Origin of the sequence: Amycolatopsis sp. (genome assembly GCF_035546795.1) — a bacterium.
In the GTDB taxonomy this organism is placed as follows: Bacteria; Actinomycetota; Actinomycetes; order Mycobacteriales; family Pseudonocardiaceae; genus Amycolatopsis_E.
The window spans coordinates 216,342-241,017 of sequence record NZ_DASZWC010000003.1; the positions used below are offsets into that span (position 1 = coordinate 216,342).

Below are 24,676 nucleotides of genomic sequence, written 5' to 3' on the forward strand. Positions count from 1 at the left end.
AGGTGGACGCTGGGCGAGGGGGGCGGAGGAACGCTGTCCTCGCTCGTTCCGGTGTAGGACCCAAGGCGGCAACCGAACAGTGATGCACAGTCCGCACACCGGGAAATTCACCCGCAGCGGGGCTGTGACCAGGATGGACTCACCCATCACAAGCTTCTTGTCATCACCCTGGGTTCATATCTCCTCACTGTTGGTGAAGCAGACCGTCCACAGTGGAATCGGGTCCACCGCCGGGTTTCACCGGCGGCGGGCCGGCTATCCCGGGATCGACACCGACAGCGGGGTGAGCGCGATGCTGAGTCAGTTCGAACGGCGTGAGCTGGAACGTATCGAAGCCTGGTTTCGCCAGGCGGACCCCCGCTTCGCCAGAGCGCTCGCGCAGGGCACCCCGCCCGCGGGCAGCCTCCGCGGCCGGGCGGGCAGGGCGGTCGCCGACGGGCTGACGACCACCCTGCTCCTGCTCGGCCTCGCCACGGCAAACGTTTTCCTCCTGCTGGCCGGGACGGCCGGCCTGGCGTTCGCGGCGTGGCTGCACCAGCGTTGATCAGCGGTTCGCGGCCACCAGTTCCTTCGCCTCTTCCACGGACTCCACGATCGGCGCCGAACCGCTGAGCGGTTTGTTCGCCGTCTCGCGGGTCAGCAGGATCGAGATCGCCCCGATCACCCCGGCCGCCATCAGGTAGTAGGCCGGCCAGTTGAGGTCCCCGGTGCCGGCGACCAGCGCGCTCATCACCGTGGACGTGGTGCCGCCGAAGAGCGACACCGAGATGTTGAACGCGATCGACAGGCCGCCGGCGCGGATGTGTGTCGGGAACATCGCGGGCAGCGTCGAGGGCAGCACCGCGGAGAAGCAGATCAGGGTCAGTCCCATGATCAACAGGCCGATCAGCGTCCGCGCGTCGCCACCGGCGCGCAGCAGCAGCACCGACGGGAACGACAGCACGACGAGCGCGAAACAGCCCGCGAGCACCACCTTCCGGCGGCCGATCCGGTCGGACAGCCTGCCCAGGAAGGTGATCACCACCATCAGTACGACCAGCGTGACGATCTGCAGCACCTCGGACGCGGTCTCGCCGGTGCCGGAATGGCCGTGCTCGGGCAGGGTCTCGGTGAGGTAGGTCGGCAGGTAGCTGGTGAGCATGTAGTTGGTCACGTTCCAGGCCAGCACCAGGCCCGCGCACACCAGCATCACGCGCCAGTGGTCCACGAACACCGACCTGAACTCCGACTTCGGCGCCGGCTTCTCCTCCTGCTGCCGTGCCACCATGTGCGCGAACGCGGGGCTCTCCTCCAGCCGCAACCGCAGGTAGAGGCCGACGGCGCCGAGCGGCAGCGCGATCAGGAACGGAATCCGCCAGCCCCAGCTGACCAGCTGGTCGGGTGTGAGCACCGCGGTGAGCACGGTGGCGACGGTGGCGCCGAACGCGTAGCCGGTCAGCGTGCCGAACTCCAGCCAGCTGCCGAGGAAGCCACGGCGTTTGTCCGGGGCGTACTCGGCGATGAAGGTCATCGCGTTGCCGTACTCACCGCCTGTCGACACGCCTTGCAACAGCCGCGCGAGCAGCACGAGTACCGGCGCGGCCACGCCGATCTGCGCGTAGCTCGGCACGATGCCGATCACGAACGTGCCCGCCGCCATCAGGATGACGGTGATCGAAAGCACCCGTTTGCGCCCGATCCGGTCGCCGAGTGGGCCGAAGAAGAGGCTGCCGAACGGGCGGATCAGGAAGGAGACCGCGAACACGCCGAACGTGGCGATCGTGCCCATGGCGGGCGAGAGGCCGGAGAAGAAGACCTTGGTGATCGTCGTGGCCAGATAGCCGTAGACGCCGAAGTCGTACCACTCGGTGATGTTGCCTACCGCGGCCGCGCCCACCGCGCGGCGGACGCTGGCCGGGTCGGCGACCGAGACGTCCTCCAGCTTCAGCTTCTTCCTTTTCGATTTGGGTGTTTCGGGCACTACCACCACTCCTGTTTTGACACGGACGTTCCGGAGTGCCCCGACCGTAGTCCGTCCAAACTCGGGCGGATACCCTGAACCCCTTATGGCTAACCGGATTCCTGTTGTCCTTCTCACGGGTTTTCTCGGCGCAGGCAAGACAACGCTGCTCAACCACCTCCTGCGCGGCAACCGCGGAGTGCGGATCGGCGTGGTGGTGAACGACTTCGGCGCGGTCAACATCGACGCGATGACCGTGGCGGGCCAGGTCGATTCGATGGTGTCGCTGGGCAACGGCTGTCTGTGCTGCGCGGTGGACGCGGCTGGTCTGGACAAGATGCTCGAGCGGCTGGTCGAGGCCGAGCTGGACCTGCTGGTGATCGAGGCGAGCGGCCTGGCCGAACCGCGTGACCTGGTGCGCCTGCTGCTGGCGAGTGAGCACGAGGGCATCGAGTACGGCGGGCTGGTCGAGGTGGTCGACGCGGTCGAGTTCGAGGCGAGCCGTGCCCGGCATCCCGAGCTGGACCAGCATGTGGCCTTCGCCGACCTGGTGGTGTTGAACAAAGTGGACCGGTTGGCGCCGGACGATCTTGCGCGGGTGACGAAGCTGGTCACCGGCCTGGCGGGCGGGCGGCCGGTGCTGCCGACCACGCACGGGCAGGTCGACCTGGAAATGCTGCTGGAGCCCGGCGCGGTCTCGGTCAACCCGCAGATGTCGTTCGACGAGCTGTTGCACGACGAGCACGAACACGTGCACGTCGGGTACCAGAGCGTGGAGTTCTCCGGTGGGGCGCTGAACCCGCGGCGGCTGATGCGCTTCCTCGACGAGCGCCCGGCCGGGTTGTACCGGGCGAAGGGGAGTGTCTACTTCGGACTTCCGGGCTACGAAGAACGCTTTGAGCTGCACACTGTCGGCCGGTACCTTCGTTTCACCCGCTCGCCGTGGGGCCCCGCCGTCCCGGCCACGACGCTGGTCCTCATCGGAACCGGACTCGACCCGGTGGCGCTCCGTGCGTCGCTGGCGGCCTGCGCCGAGCCCGATCCGGCGGCCGTCGACGAAAACGCCATCCTCCGTGTTCTGCGCCACGCCACGTGACCGCGGTGGCGAGCCTTACCGGAGACCGGAATGGTCACGATCCCATTCGGCGAAATCCGTCCATGCCCGCAGGCGCAGTGCGCTTTCGAATCGCCGGTGTCGTCCGGTGAGCGGGTCGGTGAACTCGAGAGTCTTCGCCAGCAGTTGCAGCGGACGGCTGAAGTCGTGCAGCGGGGTCTCCACGACCTCCGGGTAGAACCGGTCGCCGAGGATCGGGACGCCCAGCCTGTTCATGTGGACCCGCAGCTGGTGCGTACGACCCGTCGCCGGGCGCAACCGGTACCGGCCGCGGCCCTCCGCGTGCCCCACCAGCTCGACGCGCGTCTCGGCGTTCGGCTCGCCCGGAACCTCTTGCGCGGTAACGATTCCCCGTTCCTTCACGATCCGGCTCAGCACCGTCGCCGGCAGCTCCAGGCCAGGGTCGTACCGCGCGATCGCCTCGTATTCCTTGCGCACCTTGCGATCCCGGAACAACGTCTGGTATGCCCCGCGATCTTCGCGGCGCACCACGAACATCAGCAACCCCGCCGTCACCCTGTCCAGCCGGTGCGCGGGGCTCAGCTCGGGCAGCTCGAGATCCCGGCGCAGCCGCACCAGCGCGGTCTCCATGATGTGCCTGCCACGCGGGATCGTCGCGAGAAAATGCGGTTTGTCCACCACCACAAGGGTTTCGTCGTGATGGACGACGCCGATCTCGAACGGCACCGGGGTTTCCTCCGGCAGATCCCGGTGGAACCAGACCGCCCCGCCCGCCTGGAACGGGGTTTCGCGCGTGAGCGGCCCGTCGGCCCCGAAGATCCGGTCCTCGGCGAACATCTCGTCGATCCGCTCCGGCGTCAGGCGCGGGATCCGCTCCACCAGATGGTCCCGGACCGTCGCCCACGGCCCCTCCGCCGGCAACCGCATCCGGGCGGGATCGAGCCCGTTGCGCGGCGGGATGGGGGCCTTGAGCTTGCGTCTCACGCCACCGACTGTACGGCGCCGTTCGTCGCCGACAGCACGTCGGCCGCGGCCACCACCCGCTTGCGGACATGGTCCGCAAGTGTACGGTCCGACCGTGACCACCTCCGCCGAACGACGGCCATGGGGCAGCCTCGAGCTCGGGCAGATCGTCGAGGCCGCGATCGAACTGGCCCGTGCCGAAGGGCTCGACGCGCTCACCATCCGTCGCCTCGCCGCCGCCGTGGGCGCGTCGAGAATGGCGCTGTACCGGCACGTTCCGGACAAGGATGCGCTGCTGACGTTACTGGCCAACGAGATCGCGGAACGGCACGTCGTGCCCGCCGACGCGCTCGCCGGCGACTGGCCGGACCGGCTGTGCGCGCTCGCGTACGGAATGCGCCGTGAGCTGCGGGCGTATCCTGGGTTTGCCGAGCTCATCATGACCCGCGGCAACCACGGGCCCGGTGGGCTTCGCGTCGCGGAGACGATCGCGGACATCCTCGCGGCGGCCGGCCTCGGCGAACCCGCGGCCGCGCGGTACTACCTGGTCTTCATCGATCTGGTGCTCGGCCGCGCGCACCGCGAGGAACACGGCGACCCGACGGCCCCGCGGCGGAACGCACCGCTGTTCACGGCCGCCGAAGACGGCGCCCGTGCGCCGCGGTTCGGCGCGCTCGTCCCGCTGTTGCGGGAGTTCGACCCGGACACCGTGTTCGCCGCGGAACTGGACATGCTGGTCGGCGCGATCGGCGCCACGGAGCGATAAACGCCGGAGTTGTCAGTGGGGTCGGATACCCTGTCCTACCGTGGGTCGCCGGTTCGGCACCACCCCACACGCCACGACCTGGGAGACAGACCCTGTGACAGCTTCTGCTGAGCCTCTCTACGGGGCCGACGACCTCACCCACCTCGAGGGACTGGAAGCCGTCCGCAAACGACCCGGGATGTACATCGGGTCCACCGACAGCCGCGGGATCAACCACCTGTTCAGCGAGATCGTGGACAACTCGACCGACGAGGGTGTCGCCGGTCACGCGAACCGCGTGGTGGTGACGCTGCACGCCGACGGCAGTGTCCAGGTCGACGACAACGGCCGGGGCATCCCGACGGACAAGCACGCGAAATCCGGCCTGTCCGGCGTCGAACTGGTGCTCACCAAGCTGCACGCGGGCGGAAAGTTCGGCGGTTCCGGGTACAAGACTTCGGGCGGTCTGCACGGTGTCGGCGCCTCGGCGGTGAACGCGCTGTCGCACAGGTTCGACGTGATCGTGAAGAACGCGGGCAAGGTGCACGAGATGTCGTTCGCGCACGGCGTGCCCGGGGTGTTCGACGGTCCCGGTCCGAAGGCCAAGTTCTCGCCGCAGAGCGGGCTTCGCGTCACGGGCAGGATGAAGCGCGGCGAGCGCACCGGCACGTCGATCCGCTACTGGTACGACAGCCGCTATTTCGAGACAGGCGCGAAACTCGACACCGAGAACGTGCGCACGAAGCTGCGCAACACGGCGTTCCTGGTGCCGGGTGTCACGTATGTGCTGCGCGACGCCACCGAAGGTGCGATCGCCGAGGAGACCTTCCACTTCCCCAACGGCCTGCGCGACATGGTGGATTTCCTGTCCCCAGGCGGGGAAAAGCCGGTCTCGGGGATGCTGATGATCACCGGCGAGGGCACGTACAAGGAGAACGCGGCCGACGCCAACGGCGTGATGAAGTCCAATGTGGAGCGTCACGCCGAGGTGGAGGTGGCGCTGCGCTGGGGCACCGGCTACGAGCGCACGGTGGAGTCCTTCTCCAACACCATCCGCAACGTGCACGGCGGCACGCATCGCAAGGGTTTCGACCGCGGCGCGACGAAAGCCTTGCAGGAAGCCATTTCCAAGACCCGCGGGCTGCTCAAGCCGAAGGAGGACCTGCCGACGCTGGAGGACGTGCTGGAGGGGATGACCGCGGTCATCCACGTGCGCGTCCCGGAGCCGCAGTTCACCTCGCAGACCAAGGACGAGCTGTCCACGGCCGGGGTCACCAAGGTGGTCCAGGGCATCGTGGAGAAGCAGCTCAAGGCCTGGACCGAGGACAGGAAGACCAAGTCCGAGGCCAAGCTCGTGCTGCAGAAGATCGTCGACGCCGCGCGGGTGCGGCTGGCGCAGAAGCAGCAGAAGGACGCCGCCCGGCGCAAGACGGCGCTGGAGGGCGCGGCGATGCCGCCGAAGCTGGTGGACTGCCGCACCACCGGCGTCGCGCGCAGCGAGCTGTTCCTCGTCGAGGGTGACAGCGCGCTCGGGTCGGCGCGGATGGCCCGGGTCTCGGAGTACCAGGCGCTGCTTCCCTTGCGCGGCAAGATCTTGAACGTGCAGAAGGCGAGCCTCGGCGACACGCTGAAGAACGCCGAGATCGCGTCCATCGTGCAGGTGCTCGGCGCGGGCAGCGGCCGCACGTTCGACCTGTCCACGATGCGCTACGGCCGGGTCATCCTGATGGCCGACGCCGATGTGGACGGTTCGCACATCCGCACCCTGCTGATCACGCTGTTCGCCCGGTACATGCGGCCGGTGATCGAGGACGGCAGGCTGTATTCCGCGATGCCGCCCCTGCACAAGATCATCACGAAGGGCCGCAACCCGGAGACCATCTTCACCTTCACCCAGCGCGAGATGGAGAACAAGGTCACCGAGCTGGAGGAGTCGGGCAGGCAGATCGTCAAACCCGTGCCGCGGTTCAAGGGTCTCGGCGAGATGGACGCCGACGAGCTGTGGGAGACCACGATGAACCCGGCCACCCGCTCGGTCCGCCGCATCACGATGGACGACGCCGAGGCCGCGGAGTCCGCGCTGGAACTGCTGATGGGCGAGAAGGTCGAACCCCGGCGCAACTGGCTCGTCGAATCCTCCGCGCGGGTGGACCGCGAAGCGATCGACGTCTGAGGATCTTTTCGAGGAGACATACAGTCATGGCACGCCGCAAGAACCCGGTCACCCGGGTCGATCCCGCCGCCTTCGACCAGGCGGGTGCGCAGGTCTTCGAGAACCCGGTCAAGACCGAGATCGAGGATTCCTACCTCGAGTACGCGTATTCGGTCATCCACTCCCGCGCGCTGCCCGACGCGCGGGACGGGCTGAAGCCGGTACACCGCCGGATCCTGTTCTCCATGAACGAGGCCGGCTACCGTCCGACGCACGCGTACGTGAAGTCGTCGCGTGTGGTCGGTGACGTGATGGGCCGCTACCATCCGCACGGCGACGTGGCGATCTACGACGCGATGGTCCGGCTGGCGCAGGACTTCTCGATGAACGCACCGCTGGTCGACGGGCACGGAAACTTCGGCAGCCCGGACGACGGACCGGCCGCGAGCCGTTACTGCGTCGTGGGCGACACGCGGATCCGCCTGGCCGACGGGTCGAGCCCGCGGATCGCCGATGTCGTGAACCTGCCCGCGGACAGCGAGGCGGACGCCGACTTCGAGGTGCTCGACAAGGACGGCAAGGCAGTCCGCGTCAGCAAGGTGTTCAACTCCGGCGTCCACCCGACGGTCCGGATGCGCACGAAGTCCGGGTTCTCCTTGCGGGGCAGTGAGAACCATCTGGTCCTGTGCCTGGAAGCGCCGATGGGCGTGCCGATTTTCCAGTGGCGGCGCCTGGACGAGCTCCAGCCGGGTGCGACGGTGTGCGTAGCCCGCAACGCATGGATGCGGGTCGTTCCCACGGCTCGGGAGTACATGCTGGGTGTGCTGGGCGGCGCCTGGGCATCGGCGTCTGCCGAAGAGATCGGCGAGGAGTTCTTCGAGGACGCCTTGGCGGCGGCAGACCTTCATGCTTCCGATGCGGAATTGGCCGATCTGCGAGGCGGTCCCCTCTCCGAGCTGATCGGTCACCAGGCCAGGGACAAGTTCGTGCCCGAGTTCGTGTGGAACGCCGGTTGGGGCGTGAAGCGGGCCTTCCTGATGGCGCTCTTCGAGGGCGACGGCGGCCCCCGCGTCGCTACAGATGGCTTCACGGTGCAATACAGCAGCTCCAGCGAGCGCCTTACCAGTGAGGTCCAGGAGTTGCTCGCCGAGTTCGGCGTGATCGCCCGGCATCGCCGGTACGCCCCGGCGAGTGGCGCCGTCGAACACCGGCTCGTGATCTCCGGACTGCGCGATGTCCGGGCCTTCGTCGAGCGCGTCGGTTTCCTCAAGACCAAGCAGGCGAAAGTGACCGAGCTGCTCCGGCGTCCGGTCCTGCCCGCACCTCGGCTCAGCCAGGACAAGGTGCCGTTCGTGGCCGACTACGTGCGCGACGCACTCGACTTCGACCGGCGGGGCAGCGGCCGAAAATGGCTGACCCGGCACAACTTCGATCGGGTCGAACGTTGGGAGACCGAGCGACTCCGGATCATCGACCGGATCGGGGACACCGAGATCCTTCGGACGATCCTGCCGGTCATGGACTCGGGTTACCGGTTCGAGGAGGTCACCGAGGTCTTCGCCGCGGAGGCGGCCGAGGTCTACTCGGTGCGGGTCGACTCCGCAGACCACTCGTTCCTCGCGGGCGGGTTCGTCAACCACAACACCGAAGCAAGAATGTCGCCCGAGGCGATGCTGCTCGTCGGCGAGCTCGGCGAGGACACGGTCGACTTCCGGCCCAACTACGACGGTTCCCTGCAGGAGCCGTCGGTGCTGCCCGCGGCCTATCCGAACCTGCTCGTCAACGGTACGTCCGGGATCGCGGTCGGCATGGCCACCAACATGATCCCGCACAACATGGGCGAGGTGATCGGCGCCGCGCGGTGGCTGATCAACCACCCGGGCGCCACGCTGGACAAGCTGATGGAGTTCGTGCCCGGCCCCGATCTGCCCACCGGCGGGATGCTGCTGGGGCTGGACGAGGTGCGCAAGGCGTACGAGACCGGCCGCGGCGTGGTGCGGATGCGCGCGAAGGTGGAAACGGGGCCGCTGGAGGGAAGCCGCGGCAGGCAGGCCATCACGGTCACCGAACTGCCGTACGGCGTCGGCCCGGAGAAGGTGATCGAGAAGATCACCGACGAGGTCAACAAGTCCAAGCGGCTCACCGGGATCGCCGACGTCAAGGACCTCACCGACCGTGAGAACGGCACCCGGCTGGTGATCGAGTGCAAGGTCGGGGTCAACCCACAGCCGCTGCTGGCCGATCTGTACCGGCTCACCCCGCTGGAACAATCCTTCGGTATCAACAATCTCGTGCTCGTGGACGGGCAGCCGCAGACCCTCGGGCTCAAGCAGCTGCTCGAAGTGTTCCTGCAGCACCGCTACGAGGTCGTCACCCGCCGCACCCGTTACCGGCGGCGCAAGCGCGAGGAACGGCTGCACCTGGTCGAGGGCCTGCTGATCGCGCTGCTGGACATCGACAAGGTGATCCGGCTGATCCGCAACAGCGACAACGCCGCGGAGGCCAAGGACGGCCTGATGAAGCGGTTCAAGCTGTCGGAGACCCAGGCAGTGTACATTTTGGACACTCCGCTGCGCAGGCTGACCAAGTACGACAAGCTCGAACTGGAGCAGGAGCAGGAGCAGCTGCGCGCGGAGATCGCGGAGCTGACCAGGATCCTCGAGGACGACCGCGAGCTGAAGAAGGTCGTGTCCAACGAGCTGGCCAAGATCGCCAAGGACTTCCGCACCGAGCGGCGCACCTCGCTGATCGACGGTGACCTCAAGGAAGTGCTGGCCGCGTCGGTGCCTGCCGGGCCGCGCGAGGTCGCCGACGACCCCTGTCAGGTCATCCTGTCCGCCACCGGGCTGGTGGCGCGCACGGCGGCGGAGTCCGAGGAGACACAGGAAGGCCGACGGCGCAGCGGCCGCGTGAAACACGACGCGGTGGCGGCGGTGGTGCATTCCACCGCGCGTGGCCAGGTGCTGCTGGTGAGCAACCGCGGGCGCGCGTTCAAGACGGACGTGCTGCCGTTGCCGGTCTTGCCCGAGCAGTCCGGCACGGTGTCGCTGCGCGGCGGGATGGCGGCGAAAGAACTGGTACCGCTGGAAAAGGGCGAGCGGATCGTCGGCCTCGCCCCGCTCGGCGAACCGCCGGAGGACACCGAGCCACCGGGTATCGCGCTGGGCACCAAGCACGGCGTGGTGAAGGTGTGCGCGCCGGAATGGCCGGTGCGGGCGGACGAGTTCGAAGTGATCTCGCTGAAGGACGGCGACGAGGTGGTCGGCGCCACCTGGCTGACCGACGGCAGGGAAACGCTGGGATTCGTCGCATCCGACGCTTCGCTGCTGCGGATCTCGGTTTCGCTGGTGCGGCCGCAGGGGCTCAAGAGCGCGGGGATGGCGGGGATCAAACTCGCGCCGGGCACCGAGGTGATCTTCTTCGGCGCGGTGCGCACGGACGACCCGGAGCACGGCGAGCCGATGGTGGTGACCGCCACCGGGCAGTCGGTGAAGATGACGCCGTTCAAGGTGTATCCGGCGAAGGGCCGGGCGACCGGCGGCGTGCGGGCGCACCGGTTCCTCAAGGGTGAGGAAGCGCTGTCCGTGGCCTGGATCGGCCCGCGGCCGGCGGGTTCGGCCCGCAACGGCGACCCGGTGGAGCTGCCGGAGCCGACGGACCGCCGGGACGGTTCGGGAGCTTCGCACCCCGGGCCGGACGTGGTCGGGCACCTCATCGAACGCGGCTGACACATCGGAAACCCCGGAGGAAGAACGTAAGGTGTCCGCTCGCGCACAGGCTGTCATCACCTGGCGGGAGCGGGCGCGCCGGGCTACCTTGTCGGGGGTAAGTGATCGCCGAAGGGCGTCCCCCCGAGGCGGCCCGGCACCGTCCCGAACACCGGAAATGTTTGCCGACGCCGGGTTTCCGAATCCTCAAGGCTGGATAACCTCGGATTATGGCAATGACGGCGGGTGCTGAGGAAAAGCTGCGCCGGATCGGCTTCTTCACTGACAGCGCGCTCGCCGACTTCCACGGTGACGAACGGCTGACCGAACTGCTCGGCCGGGTCCGTCAGGTCATGCACGCCGACACCGCCGTCATCCTGCTGACCGAGCCCGGCGGCCGGGAGCTGTTCGCCGCGGCCGCGCTGGGCGTGGAGAACGAGGTCTTCCAGGGCGTACGCATCCCGTTCGGTGCCGGTTTCGCGGGCCGGATCGCGGTGGAGCGTGAGCCGGTGCTGTTGGAGCGCGTCGACGAGTCCACTGTGGTCAACCAGCTACTGTGGGAAAAGGGCCTGCAAACCCTGCTCGGTGTTCCGTTGCTGTCCGGCGGCGAGCTGCTGGGGGTGCTGCACGTCGGCACCATCGCGCATCACGGCTTCACGGCCGACGACGTCGAAGTGCTCCAGATGGCGGCCGAACGGGTCGCGGTGTCGGTACAGACGCAGCGTTCGCAAGCCTCCAGGGCGGCCGCGACGGAGTTGCAGCGCAGCCTGCTGCCTGCCGGCTTGCCCCGGATCCCCGCGCTGGACATGGCGGCCCGGTACGTGCCTGGTGGCCAGGCAGGGGTGGCGGGGGACTGGTACGACGTGTTCGTGCTGCCCTCGGGCTGGATCGGTGTCGTGATCGGCGATGTCGTCGGCCACGACCTGCCCGCCGCGGTGGTGATGGGGCGGTTGCGCAGCGCGCTTCGCGCGTACGCCCTCGAATCGGTCGACCCCGCGGATGTGCTGACGAGGCTCGACCGCAAGATCCAGCACTTCGAGCCGGGCATGATGGCCACTGTGCTCTACGCCACACTCGGCCCGTCTTTCGACCGGATGAACGTGTCCTCCGCCGGTCATCTGGCGCCGGTGGTGGCGCGGCCCGGTGCCGCCGCCGCTTTCGCCGAGCTGCCGATCGACCCGCCGATCGGGGTCGTGCGTGACGCCCGCCGGCAGAGCGCGGTCCTGGACCTGCCGCCCGGCGCGCTGGCGTGCTTCTACACCGACGGCCTGGTCGAGCGGCGCTACCGGCCGCTCGAGGTGGGCCTGAACCTGTTGCGGGACACGGTATCCCCGCGGCCGGCCGGCGCGGTGTGCGCGCAGGTGATGGCGCAGCTGGTCGGTGACGAAGAGCCCGAGGACGACGTGGCGGTCCTCGCCCTGCACCGGCAGGACCGGGGCGATCTGGCCCCACTGGAGCTGACGCTGCCCGCGATTCCGGAGTCCCTCAAAGAGATCCGGACGTCGATGCGCCGCTGGCTGTCGGTGACCGGCGCCGACGAAGAGGCGACCGACGACCTGCTGCTGGCGGTCGGTGAGGCCTGCACGAACTCGGTCGAGCACGCCTACGGGCCGGCGGGTGGAGTGGTCAGCCTGCGCCTGGAGTTGCGGGGCAGCGACGTGTTCGCCACAGTGCGGGATCAGGGGCGCTGGCGGGCACCGCGGGGAACCAACCGGGGGCGAGGGATCATGCTGATGCGCAAATGCTGCGACGAGGTCGAAGTCGAAGAAGGCTCCGGCGGTACGACGGTGACCATCCGCCACAGCGTCGGCGACGAGCGGGCATGACCGAGGCGAGGATCGAGTCCGGTCTGCACGGCGACGCGGTGCGGATAGCCGTGTCGGGGGAGATCGACCTGGCCAACGCCACCGAGGTGCAGGGCGAGATCAACGCCGCGATCGGCAACGAGGCGACCACCGTCATGCTGGATCTGTCCAAATTGGACTATCTGGACAGCGCAGGGTTACGGGTGGTGTTCACCCTCGCGTCGCGGCTGCGGGTGCTGCAGATGACCCTGGAGCTGTACGTGCCACCGGATGCGCGGGTGCGGCGGGTGGTCGAGCTGTCCGGTCTGGAGCCGGTCGTCCGGCTCCGTTCTTCCCTCGACTGACCTCAGCTCTGTCCGAATAGGACACCGAGGCCGTCCAGGATACGTTCGAGGCCCGCCGTGAACAGCTGCTCCGCCGGGCTTTCGGCGTGCGGGATCCGCGCCTCGGTCATGATCCTCGCCCGCACCGGGTACGTACCGCCGCTGATGATCGAATCGCCGTAGGAAGTCTATGCGGCCGGCCACCGGTCGCGGGTGCCCGCCGTTCGGCGAGTTCGGTTCGGGCCCAGTGAGGGCCGGGTGGCCGCTCACTCAGCATCGCGTCGGCCATCAGGTCGAGAAGTTCGTCCTTTTTGGATACATACCGGTACAGCGAGGTGGTGCCGGTGCCCAGTTCGGCGGCGATCCGCCGCATCGACAATGCGTCCAGCCCCTCGGCGTGATGCTCGCGGTGCCGGCCGCGGCCGGCCGGCCGGCGCTTTCCGCCGAGGGGCGCGCCGCGGTGTCGAGGCGACCGGTTCGCCGACGGGTGCTCAGCACGGGTTCGGGCGAGTTCCGGGCGGACTGGCTGGTCGGCTGCGACGGCGGGCGCAGCACAGTGCGGAAGTTCGCGGGCAGTACGGGAACTGTTTCGTCGGCGGCCGGCAAGAGGGTGGCTCGCCGCGGGCGCATACCGTCGAGTACGGCTCGGAAGAGCTGCAGGCCGGCCTGCGCCGGGTCAGTGGAACAGACGTGACCGTAACGAAAATCCACGTCGCCACGCGCTACACCGGCGCGGTCGGCGCGTGGGTGCAGCTGTGGAGTGACGCAGACCGCGCCCGGGCGCGGGCTTTGCGCTCGGTGGTGACGGACCTGGTCAACACCCGGCCCGGCGCCACCTATGTGCTCAAACGCATCAGCGGGCTGGGTCAGTGAGAGTCGCGCGGGACCGCGTGCCCTCGTGAGCCGCGCAGGAAGTCGAAGTCCGCGCCCTCGTCGGCCTGCAGCACGTGGTGGGTGTAGAGCCAGGTGTAACCACTGGTGTAAGGCGATTCCGATGGGGTCCACGCGGCGCGGCGGCGCTCCAGTTCGGCGTCGTCCACGTGCAGGGTCAGCGAACGGCCGGGCACGTCGAGGGTGATCTCGTCGCCGGTGTGCACCAGTGCGAGCGGGCCGCCGACCGCCGACTCCGGGGTGACGTGCAGCACCACCGTGCCGTACCCGGTGCCGCTCATCCGGCCGTCGCAGATACGCACCATGTCGGTGATCCCGGCCTTGAGCATTTTCGTCGGCAGCGGGACGTTCGACACCTCGGGCATTCCGGGGTAGCCCTTCGGCCCGGCGCCGCGGATCACCAGGATCGTCGACGCGTCCACTGGCAGCTCCGGGTCGTCGCACACCGCGTGGTAGTCCTCCGCCGAGTCGAAGACCAGCGCCTTTCCCTTGTGGGTCAACAGTTCCGGTGATGCCGCGGACTGTTTGAGCACCGCGCCGCCCGGGCAGAGATTGCCGCGCAGCACCGCCGTGCCGGTGCCCGCGGGCTGGAAGGGCTCGGCGGTCGGGGTGATCACTTCGGTGTTCCAGCATTCTGCGCCGGTGACGTTGTCGGCCACGTTCTTGCCGGTGACCGTGACCGGCTCGGGGTGCAGCAGCCCGGCCTCGACGAGCTGCCGCATCACCACCGGAAGCCCACCGGCGTAACAGAAATCCTCCATCAGGAAGCGTCCGCTGGGCATCAGGTCGAGCAGCGTCGGCACCTGGCGGGCGAGCGCGTCGAAGTCGTCCAGTTCCAGTTTGACGCCCACCCGGCCGGCGATCGCGAGCAGGTGGATGATCGCGTTGGTGGACCCGCCGATCGCGGCGTTGACCCGGATCGCGTTCTCGAATGCCTCCCGGGTGAGGATTTTCGACGGCCGCAGCGCTTCCTCGACCATCGTCACCACGCGTTGCCCGGCCGCCTGGGCGGTCTCGAACCGGCGCGCGTCCACCGCGGGCCAGGTCGCCGAGCCGGGCAGCTGCATGCCCAGCGCCTCGGCCATGCAGGCCATCGTGGAGGCGGTGCCCATCGTCATGCAGTGCCCGTTGGAGCGGGCCATGCACCCCTCGGCGAAGAAGCACTCCTCCTGGGTCATCCGGCCTGCCTTGAGTTCTTCCTCGAACTTCCAGACGTGCGTGCCGGAGCCGACGTCCGTGCCGCGGTACTTGCCGTTGAGCATCGGCCCGCCGGTGACCATCACGGCGGGCACGTCCACGCTCGCGGCGGCCATCAGCATCGCCGGGGTGGTCTTGTCGCAGCCGGAAAGCAGTACCACGCCGTCGAGCGGGTTGGCGCGGATGAGCTCCTCGACCTCCATCGCCATCAGGTTGCGGTAGAGCATCGCGGTGGGGCGCATGAGCGTTTCGCCTGTGGCCATCGTCGGGAACTCCAGCGGGAACCCGCCTGCCTGCCAGACGCCGCGCTTGACCGCCTCGGCCACGCGATGCAGGTGCGCGTTGCACGGGGCCAGCTCCGAAGCGCTGGTCGCGATGCCGATCACCGGCCTGCCGTCGAACACTTCGGCACCGAATCCCTGGTTGCGCATCCAGGAGCGGTAGATCATGCCCGCCCGCCCGGTCGCGGAGAACCATGCGGCGCTGCGCCTCTCGGTCGTCACGCCGCTTACATTAAATCATTGGATGAATGCAGTCCAGGAGTCGCGATGGGGCGGGCGCCTGACTCGGCGGGGAAAAAGTTGTACAGTGCTAACTGTTATAGAGTTACAACTATCTGGGAGCCTTCTTGGCGGAGCCGAACTACCGGCGCAGGATGCTGATCCTGGCGATCTGCTGTCTCAGCCTGTTCCTCGTCTCGATGGACAACACGATCGTCAACCTGGCGTTGCCCGCGCTCCAGCGCGACTTCAACACGCGGGTGTCCAGCCTGCAGTGGACCATCGACGCGTACTCCCTGGTGGTGGCCAGCCTGCTGATGCTGTCGGGTTCCACGGCGGACCGGGTCGGGCGGCGGCGCACGTTCCAGACCGGGCTGGCGGTCTTCACCCTCGGTTCCCTCTTGTGCAGCGTCGCCCCGAACGTCACGTTGCTCATCGTCTTCCGGATGGTGCAGGCGGTGGGCGGCAGCATGCTGAACCCCGTCGCCATGTCCATCGTCACCAACACCTTCACCGACGCGCGCGAACGTGCCCGCGCGATCGGGATCTGGGCCGGGGTGTTCGGCGTGAGCATGGCGCTCGGCCCGGTGGTCGGCGGGGCGCTGGTGGGCGCGGTCGGCTGGCGCTCGATCTTCTGGATCAACGTGCCGTTCGGCGTCGCCGCGCTCGTGCTTGCGGCGGTTTTCGTGCCCGAGTCGAAGGCCTCTCGGGCGCGCCGGGTGGATCCGGTCGGGCAGACGCTGATCTTCCTGATCCTCGGGGTGCTGACCTACGGGATCATCGAAGCGCCGCAGGCAGGCTGGCTGTCCGCGCAGACACTGGGCTGCTTCGCGTTCGCCGTCGTCGCCGTGGCAGTCCTTGTCCCGTATGAGAAACGCCGCGACGAGCCGCTCATCGATCCACGTTTCTTCAGCAGCGCGCCGTTTTCCGGGGCCACGCTGATCGCATTGTGCAGCTTCGCCTGTATGGGCGGTTTCCTGTTCCTGAACGCGATCTACCTGCAGAACGTACGCGGGCTCTCGCCGCTGCACGCGGGACTGCTGACGCTGCCGACGGCGGCGATGATCTTCGTGCTCTCGCCGCTGGCCGGCCGGATCGTCGCCCGCTGGGGTGCACGGTTGCCGCTGATGGCCGGCGGTGCCGGGATCCTCGCGTCCGGTCTGCTGCTGACGCGGATCGAAGCCGACTCGCCGCTGGCGTTGCTGATCGTCACGTACTTCGTGTTCGGCATCGGGTTCGGCATGGTCAACCCACCGATCACGAACACCGCCGTGTCCGGGATGCCGCGCGAACAGGCCGGGGTCGCGGCCGCGGTGGCCTCGACGAGCCGCATGGTCGGCGGGGCGCTGGGCGTCGCGGTGCTGGGCGCGGTGGTGACTTCGCGGGTGCACGGCTCGGTCGCGGCCGGGTTCGCTCAGGCGAGTCACGTCGCGTGGTGGATCATGGTCGGATGCGGCTGCGCGGTGGTGCTGCTCGGCTTCGCCACGACGGGTCCCTGGGCCCGGCGCACCGCGGCCCGGTTCGTCCAGGAGGAGCAGGTGGCGGTGAGTACGCGGTGACCGAGGCGGCGGAGCGTGTCTGGGAGCGGATGCGCGTGCTGGTGATGGAGAAGCACGACCGGCGCAAGGCCGTCGTCGATGCGCTCGGGATGAGCTTCGTGAAGACGAAAGTGTTGCGGCGCCTGGCAAAACGCCCGATGACGATGCGTGAGCTCGCCGACGAGCTGCTCACCGACCGGCCCTACGTCACGGTGTTGGTGGACGGTCTGGAGGAGCGCGGCCTCGTGCGCCGCACCGTGCATCCGGAGGACCGGCGGGCCCGGATCGTGCAGGTCACCGACGAGGGCCGGGCACACGCCGAGCGGGCCGCGAAGATCCTCGCCACGCCACCGGACACCCTGCTCGCCCTCCCGGCCGAGGACGTGGCGAAGCTCGACGAGATCCTGGCGCGCGTCGCCGACTGACGCCGCATGGAATCCGCCAGGCGGATCTGGTGAAGTGGGTTCATGACGACCGTAGACGAGCCGGCGGCCCTGTCCCCGGCACAGGCGCGGGCCCTCTTCCGCGACGGCACCGTCACTCCCACGTCGGGGTGGGCGAGCGGGTACACGCAGGCCAACCTCATCGCCGTGCCGCGAGACTGGGCGTACGACATTCTGCTGTTCTGCCAACGGAATCCGACCCCGTGCCCGGTGCTCGACGTGACCGATCCCGGCAGTACCGCCACCGTGCTCGCCCCGGGCGCGGACCTGAGCACCGACTTCCCGCGCTACCGGATTTGGCGCGAAGGTGAGCTGGCCGAGGAGCCCGACCGGGTCGAGTGGGGCGCGGACCTCGTCGGGTTCCTGATCGGCTGCAGTTTCACCTTCGAGACCGCCCTCGCCGAGGCCGGGATCCCGTTGCGGCACATCGAACAGGGCCGCAACGTCCCGATGTTCGTAACCGGCAGGCAGTGCCGCCCGGCCGGGCGGCTGCACGGTCCGATGGTGGTTTCGATGCGCCCGGTCCCTGCCGATCAGGTGGAGCGGGCGATCGAGATCAGCGGCCGGATGCCGGCGGTGCACGGTGCCCCTGTGCACGTCGGCGACCCGGCCGGCCTGGGCATCGAAGACCTGGCGCGGCCCGATTTCGGGGAAGCTGTCGAGTTCCGGCCCGGGGATGTGCCGGTTTTCTGGGGCTGTGGGGTGACTCCACAGGCCGCGCTGATGGCGTCCCGGCCGCCGTTCGCGATCACCCACGCGCCGGGGCACATGCTGGTGACCGATGTGCGGGATTCGGCGTACCGGGTCTAGGGGTGTTCGGGACGCCGTAGCTGAAGGTGTCACGATCCGGCCTTGCACTCAACCGACGCAACCACCTGGATGTGGTGACTGTGACTCTTTCCCTTGCGCCGTAACGGTTGCGCTGCGACAGCAACGGACGCGCGCGGAGCGCGCTATGGCACCCACCCCCGCCTCGGCCGCTGAGGATCGGTTCGGTGGCGGGGTGTGGGCGGGGTGAGGCTCGCTTCGCGTTGCCGGGCGGCGGTTAGTGGCGGGGTGGTAGTCGTGTCAGTTTCGTTGCCCGGGTGTGCCCTAGCTGGTTGCGAAGGTGCGGCGGTAGTCGTGTGGGGAGACGCCTACAACGCGGTTGAAGTGGTGACGTAACAGGGCCGCGCTGCCGAAGCCGCATTCCCGCGCGACCTCCTCGACGCCCAGCGACGTGTCCTCCAGCAGGGCCCGTGCGCGCAGAACCCGTTGCCCGGAAAGCCATTTGTGCGGAGTGGTCCCGGTTTCGGCGACGAAACGGCGGGCGAAGGTGCGTTCGGACATCTGGGCGCGTTTGGACAGTGCGGCCACGGTGTGTTCGACGGCGAGGTTGTCCAGCATCCACGTCAGGACCGGCTGCAGGCTATCCGCGGTGCACTCGGGAATGGGCTGGTCGACGAACTGCCGCTGCCCGCCGTCCCGTTGCGGCGGGACGACCATGCGGCGGGCGATGGCGGTGGCGACGGCGGAGCCCAGTTCCCGGCGTACCAGGTGCAGGCAGGCGTCGATCCCGGCGGCGGTGCCGGCGCTGGTGATCAGGTCGCCCTCGTCGACGAAGAGTACATCCGGATCGACCTTGGCCTCGGGGAAGCGGGCGGAGAACTCCTCGAAATGGTGCCAGTGCGTGGTGCAGTGCCGCCCATTCAGCAAGCCTGCCGCCGCCAGCACGAAAGCACCGCTGCACACCGACAACAGGGTGGCGCCTCGGGCGGACGCGGCTCGCAACGCCTCGAGTACGGCGGGCGGGTACTCGTCGCGGATGTCGACCGCGGGAACACAAACGAGGTCCGCGCGCTCCAGTGCGTCCAGCCCGTGCGCGGGGGTCATCAGCACGCCGGGGACGGTGGAACTGAGCGGTTCACCAGGTCGTTCGCCACAGACGAGGAACTCGAACGCGGGCACGCCGTCGTCGGTGCGGTCGATCCCGAACACCTCGCAGGTCACCCCGAACTCGAACGGGGCGAGCTTGTCGATCAGCAGAACGGCCACCGTCTTCAGCATGGCAGTATTTTAGCGTAGTTGGTCGGATCTGCCACTGGTGGCAGGAAGTTCCCGGGCAAACAATTAGTGCCATGATGAATCTGCTGATCCTGCTGGCCGTACTCGGACTCGTCGTCTACGGCCTGGAGCGCAACCACCGGCGTACCCGCCCGGGCCGCATCACGGGCAGTACGAACTTCGAAAACCGGGACGCCGCAAGGGCCGAAGCCGATCTCCAGGCGCACGGCATCGCCGGGCGGCGCTAACCGGTCCGGGCGGGTTTGGTGATGGTGACGGGCTTGCCGTAATCGGAGAAGGCCATGGTCACCGTCACCGGACCGCTCGCCATGACCACCCGCGCGTTGTAGGGCGCGGGCACCTTCGCCTGCAGGTACGTCGGCATGCCCTTGTCGTCGAGCCACAGGTCGAGGTCCATCTGGCTCGTGTCGGGGAAACTCACGCTCAGCGAGCCGAGGTCGCTGATCGAGCAGCCCTGGCCGGGCACCGAAAACATGCACGTCGTCTTGTAGTGCGTGCCAGGGTGACTGGGATCGTCCTGCTGCAGGGTGTTCCAGCCCTGGATCCCCAGTTTCAGGAACCGCATCGGATCGAGCAGGTCGAGGTTGCCCGCAGGCTGCCTCTGCGTCGGCGTCAGCGGACTGGCCGCGACCGAGGCGGCGGTCCAGGTGTCGGAACCGGACCGGCGCAGCCACGTGTTCTGGTCCACCACGATGGCGTCGTCGACCAGCACCGGCCGGGAGACGTCGAAATGCGCGGACAGGTCCGTGCCGCCGGCGTAGGTTTCCTGTGCCTGCCCGGCCAGCCGCAGCTCGCCGGATTCGAGGTTGAAGTCCACCTTCGCGCTACTGGCCGAGCCGAGCTCGTCCCGTGCCGTGCTGAACGCCTGGTCCGGCTTGATCTCCTTGGCGCCGCAGCCGGTGAGCACCAGCCCGCACAAGACGGCGCTCAAGACCGCGAATCCCCATCGGCGCACCGACGTCCTCCTTCGTTCGACGGACGCAGTGTGCCGGGGCGCGATTACCGCTCGCTTACCTCAAGACCGGTGGAAGCTCGCGCCGAGCCGCTTGCTGATCTCCTGCGCGTTGTCCCTGATCACCGGGAGCAGCCTGGCCTTGATGTCGTCGATCGAGTACTGCCGCGCGGGCACCGACATGGACAGGGTGGCGATCACGCGGCCACCGGCATCCCGCACCGGTGCGGAAAGCGAGCGCACACCCTCCTCGAACTCCTGGTCCACCAGCGCCCAGCCCTGCCGCCGCACCTCCGCGAGCCGCTCGCGCAGCGTCGCCAGGTCGGGGACGGTGTGCGCGGTCAGCGGGGAGACCGTGATCCCGGCGAGCACCTCGTCGAGCTGGTGGTCCGGCAGGCCCGCGAGCAGCACCCGGCCCATCGACGTGGCGAACGCGGGCAGCCGGGTGCCGGTGGTGAGCGTGACGCTCATGACCTGTTTCGCCGGGACCCTGGCCACGAACACCGCGTCATGACCGTCCAAAGCGGACAGTGAGCAGGTCTGCCCGGTGATCTTGGTGACCTCTTCCATGTACGGCTGGGCCACCTGGGTCAGGTTCAGCGACGACAGGTACGCGTACCCCAGCGCGAGCACGTGCGGGGTGAGCGAGAAATGCCGCCCCTCCGAGCGCACATAGCCGAGCTGCTCCAGGGTGAGCAGCAGGCGGCGCACGGTCGGGCGCGACAGCCCGGTCAGCTCCGCCACCTCGGTGAGCGTGAGCTGCGGGTGGTGGTCGGAAAACGCCAGGATCACCGACAGGCCCCGCTCCAGGGACTGCACGTAGTCCTTCTGGTCCTCCGTCTTCACCGCCGCGAACCTCCTCTGGCATATCTCCCGACCTGGTCGAGGTCGAGTTCGACGCCGAGCCCCGGACCGTCCGGGACCCGCAGCCCGCCGAGTCCGTAACGTACCGGTTCGGTCGCCAGGTCCTGCGCGAGCAGCATCGGACCGAACAGCTCGCAGCCGAACGTGACGTTCGAGATCGCGGCGTAGGCGTGCGCGGCGGCGGCCGTGCCGATGGAGCTTTCGATGCTCGATCCGCCGTGGCAGGGCAGCCCGGCCGCCTCGGCAACCGCGGCGGTCTTCTTCGTCGCGGCCAGGCCACCCAGCTTGTGGACCTTCAGCGAGAAGATGTCGGCCGCTTCGGTCCGGCACAAGGTCAACGCGTCCTGCACCGACAGCAGGCTCTCGTCGGCCATGATCGGGATGTCCAGCCGCGCGGCGAGCCTGCGCATGGCTTCGACGTTCCAGCCCGGCACCGGCTGTTCGATCAGGTCGACGCCCGCCTCCGCGAGCACCGGCAGCCAGCGCGTGGACGTGTGCTCATCCCAGGCCGCGTTGAGGTCCACCCGGACGCTGGCCCTGTCCCCGATGGCCTTCGCGACCGCGACGACTCGTTCGGCGTCCGCTCGCGGCTCGCTCGCGCCCATTTTCAGTTTGAAGCTCGTGTGCAACCCCGAAGCGAGCTTTTCCTCCGCCTCGGCGATCACGATGTCGGCGTCCTCGGCACCCAGCGCCCAGGTGACCGGGATGCGCTCCCGGTACAGGCCGCCGAGCAGCCGGTACACCGGCACGCCCAGCGCCCGTCCGCAGACGTCGTACAACGCGATCTCCATCGCCGCCTTGGCGAAGGAGTTGCCCGCCGCCACCCGGTCGAGCCGGTGCATCAACCGCTCGATCCGGGTGGCGTCCCCGCCGATCAGCTCGGCGCCGAAGTACTCGTCGATGACGGCGCGCATCGTCTCGACGCTTTCCCCGCCCCACCAAGGGCCGCCGGGCACCACGGACTCGCCGATGCCGGTGATGCCGTCCCCGGTGCGCACCCACACCAGCAGGTAGCTCTGGTGCGTCGCGGTCATCGACTTGAACCGGTGCGGTCGCCGCAACGGCAGGTCGACGATCGCGGTGTCGACGCCGGTGATGGTCAGGCCGGACATGAGGCAGGCTCCTTCTCAGGCGGGTTCGAGCACGAAGTCGTACCGGGCGCGCAACTTCCCGTCATCGCCCGGCCGCGGATCCAGTACCAGCTCGGGTTTCGTGGCCTGCGCGACGTCGTCGTCCACCCACCGCCCGCCTTGGAAGTACAGCTGCGTGGTGATGTTGCGGTGGCCGGGCGCGCGCACGATGAGGTGCAGATGCGCCGGCCGCCACGGGTGCCAGCCCGCGGCCTCGATGAGTCCGCCGGTGGGCCCGTCGGTCGGGATCCGGTATGGCGCCGGCTGGATCGTGGTGACCTCGAACCGGCCATGGCCGTCGCTGACCACGACGCCGCGCAGGTTGCCTTCGGGCAGGTGCGGGGCGAACCCGGAGTAGTAGCCCTCGTCGTCGGCCTGCCACAGGTCCAGCTCCGCGCCGGCGACCGGGTTGCCGTCGGTGTCGCGGACCTGGCCGGTGAACACCAGTGGCTTGCCCTTTTCGTCGCTGCGCATGGGAAGCGTGCTCACCGACGGCAGCTTCGGCTGGTCCGGCAGGTAGTACGGGCCGAGGATGCTGCCCTTGGTGCCGTGCTGGGTCTCGGCCGCGACCTCCTCCACCACGTGCTCGACGAACACATCGAGGAACAGCGGCCATTCGCCGCCTTCGCCCAGATCGATGAGCCACTGCTTGGCCGCCTGGAACTCCGGATACGTCACCTTCTTGGCGCGGATTGCCTCGTGCACACCGGAAAGCACGGCCTGCACCACGTCGCTGACGCGCTCGGGCGAGGTGACCTCGCCGCCGGAACTCTGCCGGGCGGCCCGGAACGCCTGGGTGGCGTTGGCGCCGGAGCCGGCGGCCGTGGGGGAGGTGGTGGTCATCGGGGGCTCCTGGGGTTGAACAGGTCCGGGACGGTCCAGCCGTCCAGGTCGTACTCGGCCATGCACTGCTCGGCGAAGCCCTTCATCTCCTCCGCCTGGCCGGACTGCTGCGCGGCGAACAGCAGTTCCGCGCGCACGCCCTCGTGGTTGCCCGAGTAGTTGCGTTCGTAGAGCTCGTGGCGGCCGCCGAACTCGCTGCCGACCGAGTCCCAGATCAGCTTCATCAGCTTGACCCGCTCGACGGCGTCCATCCCGTTGGAGCCGCGCACGTACTGGTCGAGGTACGGGCGGATCTCCGGGGACTTGAAGTCGTCCGCGTGCGAGGGCAGGTAGATGAGCCCGGAACCGAGGTCCTGCATGATGATCTCGCGCACCCGCGGGTAGCCGACGGTCATGAACCAGCGGTACGCCAGCCCGTAGTCCAGATGCGGCAGCACCGCGCCGTCGATCCAGTCGTCGGGCTTGGCGGCCATCGCGTCGGACAGCGCCCAGAACATGTTGCGCCAGCCGATCACCTCGCCGACCCGGGTCTGGATGCCGCGGAAGTCCTTGGTGCCGGTGGCTTCCACGCCCTTCATCAGCAGCCCGGCGATGAAGTCGAGCTTCACCGCGAGCCGGGTGACGCCGTGGAAGGTGAACCGGTGCAGGAAGCCGGAACCGGGGAAGAAGGTGCTCGCCTTTTCCGCGTCCCCGTAGATGAACACGTTCTCCCACGGGATCTTCACCTTGTCCAGGATGAAGATCGTGTCGTTCTCGTCGAAGCGGGACGAGAGCGGATAGTCGAACGGGCTGGACGCGTTCTGCGCGTAGGAGTGCCGGCAGATCAGCTTCATCCCGGGCGTGCCCATCGGCACCGTGCACACCAGCGCGAACTCACGTTTCTTGATCGGCAGGCCGTAGTGCGCGATGAAGTTGTAGTGCGTGATCGCCGAACCGGTGGCCACCACCTTGGCGCCGGACACGATCAGCCCGTCGTCGCGCTCCTCGTCGACGTGGATGAAGATGTCCTTCACCTCGTCGGGCGCGCGGTCGCGGTCCACCGGCGGGTTGATGATCGCGTGGTTCCAGTACAGCACCTTTTCCTGCGACTCGGTGTACCAGCGGCGCGCGTTTTCCGCGTACGGGCTGTAGAAGTCCGCGTTGGCGCCGAGCGTGCCGAGGAAGGCGGCCTTGTAGTCGGGGCTGCGGCCCATCCAGCCGTAGGTCATCTTCGCCCATTCGGAGATCGCGGCACGGTCGGCGAACAGGTCCGCGCTGCTGTGCGGGGTGCGGAAGAACGGGTGGGTGAACCCGTTGCTGCCGGTATCCGTCGGCGTGGTGAGCACGTCCCGTTTGTCGGGGTCGTGCAGCGCGTCGTAGAGGCGGGCGGTCATCCGCACCGAGTTGCGGAAGGCCGGGTGGGTGGTGACGTCGTCCACCTTGTCCCCGTAGATGAAGATCTCCCGGCCGTCCCGGATGCTTTCGATGTATTCGTCGCCGGTGAACGGCCGCGTCACCCGGGTGCTCGCGGTCTGTTCCTGCTGGATGGTCACGTCTGCTCCTCGT

At 68.5% G+C, this 24,676-nt stretch carries 22 protein-coding genes and 1 pseudogene; 13 read left to right on the top strand and 10 right to left on the bottom strand.

Annotated elements, in window-relative coordinates:
- The first annotated feature begins 193 nt into the window (after positions 1-193).
- Complete coding sequence (locus VHD82_RS04555) at positions 194-544, top strand: DUF3040 domain-containing protein (RefSeq protein ID WP_325697282.1); 351 nt, start codon at positions 194-196, stop codon at positions 542-544.
- Here the strand turns inward: VHD82_RS04555 and VHD82_RS04560 are convergent, their stop codons facing one another.
- Positions 545-1,960, bottom strand: a complete 1,416-nt coding sequence (locus VHD82_RS04560) for an MFS transporter (RefSeq protein WP_325697284.1) — start codon at positions 1,958-1,960, stop codon at positions 545-547.
- A gap of 85 nt (positions 1,961-2,045) precedes the next feature.
- On the opposite strand from VHD82_RS04560, the gene VHD82_RS04565 reads away from it, so the two are divergent.
- Positions 2,046-3,035 (top strand): CobW family GTP-binding protein, encoded by a 990-nt coding sequence (locus tag VHD82_RS04565; protein ID WP_325697286.1) that lies wholly within the window; start codon positions 2,046-2,048, stop codon positions 3,033-3,035.
- 15 nt (positions 3,036-3,050) lie between these two features.
- On the opposite strand, the gene VHD82_RS04570 is transcribed toward VHD82_RS04565, so the two are convergent.
- A complete protein-coding gene (locus VHD82_RS04570; protein WP_325697288.1) occupies positions 3,051-3,998 on the bottom strand; it encodes an RluA family pseudouridine synthase in 948 nt (315 codons plus the stop codon).
- 94 nt (positions 3,999-4,092) lie between these two features.
- Between VHD82_RS04570 and VHD82_RS04575 the strand changes: the two genes are divergently transcribed.
- The 5 genes from VHD82_RS04575 (at position 4,093) to VHD82_RS04595 (ending at position 12,730) form a co-directional block, all read left to right on the top strand.
- The gene (locus tag VHD82_RS04575; RefSeq protein WP_325697290.1) at positions 4,093-4,743 is read left to right on the top strand and encodes a TetR/AcrR family transcriptional regulator; all 651 of its coding nucleotides are present in this window, start codon (positions 4,093-4,095) and stop codon (positions 4,741-4,743) included.
- A 94-nt stretch (positions 4,744-4,837) separates the two neighbouring features.
- Complete coding sequence (locus VHD82_RS04580) at positions 4,838-6,895, top strand: DNA topoisomerase IV subunit B (protein ID WP_325697292.1); 2,058 nt, start codon at positions 4,838-4,840, stop codon at positions 6,893-6,895.
- A 26-nt stretch (positions 6,896-6,921) separates the two neighbouring features.
- Positions 6,922-10,602, top strand: a complete 3,681-nt coding sequence (locus tag VHD82_RS04585) for a DNA gyrase subunit A (protein WP_414637440.1) — start codon at positions 6,922-6,924, stop codon at positions 10,600-10,602.
- Between the two features lie 209 nt (positions 10,603-10,811).
- Entirely contained in the window at positions 10,812-12,407 is a 1,596-nt protein-coding gene (locus VHD82_RS04590; protein WP_325697294.1) for an ATP-binding SpoIIE family protein phosphatase, read from the top strand.
- Positions 12,404-12,730 (top strand): STAS domain-containing protein, encoded by a 327-nt coding sequence (locus VHD82_RS04595; protein ID WP_325697296.1) that lies wholly within the window; start codon positions 12,404-12,406, stop codon positions 12,728-12,730. Before VHD82_RS04590 ends, VHD82_RS04595 begins: the two co-directional genes overlap by 4 nt.
- A 106-nt stretch (positions 12,731-12,836) precedes the next feature.
- Here VHD82_RS04595 and VHD82_RS36735 read toward each other — a convergent pair.
- Positions 12,837-13,103 (bottom strand): annotated as a pseudogene (locus tag VHD82_RS36735) (helix-turn-helix domain-containing protein); the annotation flags it as partial.
- A 6-nt stretch (positions 13,104-13,109) separates the two neighbouring features.
- Between VHD82_RS36735 and VHD82_RS04605 the strand changes: the two are divergent.
- Positions 13,110-13,403 carry an FAD-dependent monooxygenase gene (locus VHD82_RS04605; RefSeq protein WP_325697514.1) on the top strand — a complete coding sequence of 98 codons (294 nt, stop codon included), beginning with the start codon at positions 13,110-13,112 and terminating at the stop codon, positions 13,401-13,403.
- A complete protein-coding gene (locus VHD82_RS04610; RefSeq protein WP_325697298.1) occupies positions 13,400-13,582 on the top strand; it encodes a hypothetical protein in 183 nt (60 codons plus the stop codon). The genes VHD82_RS04605 and VHD82_RS04610 overlap by 4 nt, the downstream gene beginning before the upstream one ends.
- Here VHD82_RS04610 and VHD82_RS04615 read toward each other — a convergent pair.
- Complete coding sequence (locus VHD82_RS04615) at positions 13,576-15,246, bottom strand: IlvD/Edd family dehydratase (protein ID WP_325697516.1); 1,671 nt, start codon at positions 15,244-15,246, stop codon at positions 13,576-13,578. The genes VHD82_RS04610 and VHD82_RS04615 overlap by 7 nt on opposite strands.
- 179 nt (positions 15,247-15,425) lie before the next feature.
- On the opposite strand from VHD82_RS04615, the gene VHD82_RS04620 reads away from it, so the two are divergent.
- Genes VHD82_RS04620 through VHD82_RS04630 form a run of 3 tightly spaced genes read left to right on the top strand, consistent with a single transcriptional unit; the run spans position 15,426 to position 18,088 of the window.
- Positions 15,426-16,856, top strand: coding sequence for an MFS transporter (locus VHD82_RS04620; protein WP_325697300.1), 1,431 nt, complete (start codon positions 15,426-15,428; stop codon positions 16,854-16,856).
- Positions 16,853-17,260 carry a MarR family winged helix-turn-helix transcriptional regulator gene (locus VHD82_RS04625; RefSeq protein WP_325697302.1) on the top strand — a complete coding sequence of 136 codons (408 nt, stop codon included), beginning with the start codon at positions 16,853-16,855 and terminating at the stop codon, positions 17,258-17,260. Before VHD82_RS04620 ends, VHD82_RS04625 begins: the two co-directional genes overlap by 4 nt.
- A gap of 42 nt (positions 17,261-17,302) precedes the next feature.
- Complete coding sequence (locus tag VHD82_RS04630) at positions 17,303-18,088, top strand: putative hydro-lyase (protein ID WP_325697304.1); 786 nt, start codon at positions 17,303-17,305, stop codon at positions 18,086-18,088.
- 282 nt (positions 18,089-18,370) lie between these two features.
- Here VHD82_RS04630 and VHD82_RS04635 read toward each other — a convergent pair whose 3' ends face one another.
- Positions 18,371-19,324, bottom strand: coding sequence for a helix-turn-helix domain-containing protein (locus tag VHD82_RS04635; RefSeq protein ID WP_325697306.1), 954 nt, complete (start codon positions 19,322-19,324; stop codon positions 18,371-18,373).
- Between the two features lie 71 nt (positions 19,325-19,395).
- On the opposite strand from VHD82_RS04635, the gene VHD82_RS04640 reads away from it, so the two are divergent.
- Positions 19,396-19,569 (top strand): hypothetical protein, encoded by a 174-nt coding sequence (locus tag VHD82_RS04640; RefSeq protein WP_325697308.1) that lies wholly within the window; start codon positions 19,396-19,398, stop codon positions 19,567-19,569.
- On the opposite strand, the gene VHD82_RS04645 is transcribed toward VHD82_RS04640, so the two are convergent.
- From VHD82_RS04645 to VHD82_RS04665, 5 genes are all read right to left on the bottom strand, one after another.
- On the bottom strand, positions 19,566-20,273 hold the full coding sequence (locus tag VHD82_RS04645; RefSeq protein WP_325697310.1) for a hypothetical protein: 708 nt from the start codon (positions 20,271-20,273) through the stop codon (positions 19,566-19,568). The two genes, VHD82_RS04640 and VHD82_RS04645, sit on opposite strands and share 4 nt — an antisense overlap.
- An 84-nt stretch (positions 20,274-20,357) precedes the next feature.
- A complete protein-coding gene (locus VHD82_RS04650; protein WP_325697312.1) occupies positions 20,358-21,140 on the bottom strand; it encodes an IclR family transcriptional regulator domain-containing protein in 783 nt (260 codons plus the stop codon).
- Positions 21,137-22,270: a muconate cycloisomerase family protein gene (locus VHD82_RS04655; RefSeq protein WP_325697314.1), complete on the bottom strand. Its 1,134-nt coding sequence runs from the start codon at positions 22,268-22,270 to the stop codon at positions 21,137-21,139. Before VHD82_RS04655 ends, VHD82_RS04650 begins: the two co-directional genes overlap by 4 nt.
- A 15-nt stretch (positions 22,271-22,285) precedes the next feature.
- Positions 22,286-23,131, bottom strand: a complete 846-nt coding sequence (gene catA, locus VHD82_RS04660) for a catechol 1,2-dioxygenase (protein WP_325697316.1) — start codon at positions 23,129-23,131, stop codon at positions 22,286-22,288.
- Complete coding sequence (locus tag VHD82_RS04665) at positions 23,128-24,663, bottom strand: 4-hydroxyphenylacetate 3-hydroxylase family protein (RefSeq protein WP_325697318.1); 1,536 nt, start codon at positions 24,661-24,663, stop codon at positions 23,128-23,130. The genes catA and VHD82_RS04665 overlap by 4 nt, the downstream gene beginning before the upstream one ends.
- Between the last annotated feature and the right edge of the window lie 13 nt (positions 24,664-24,676).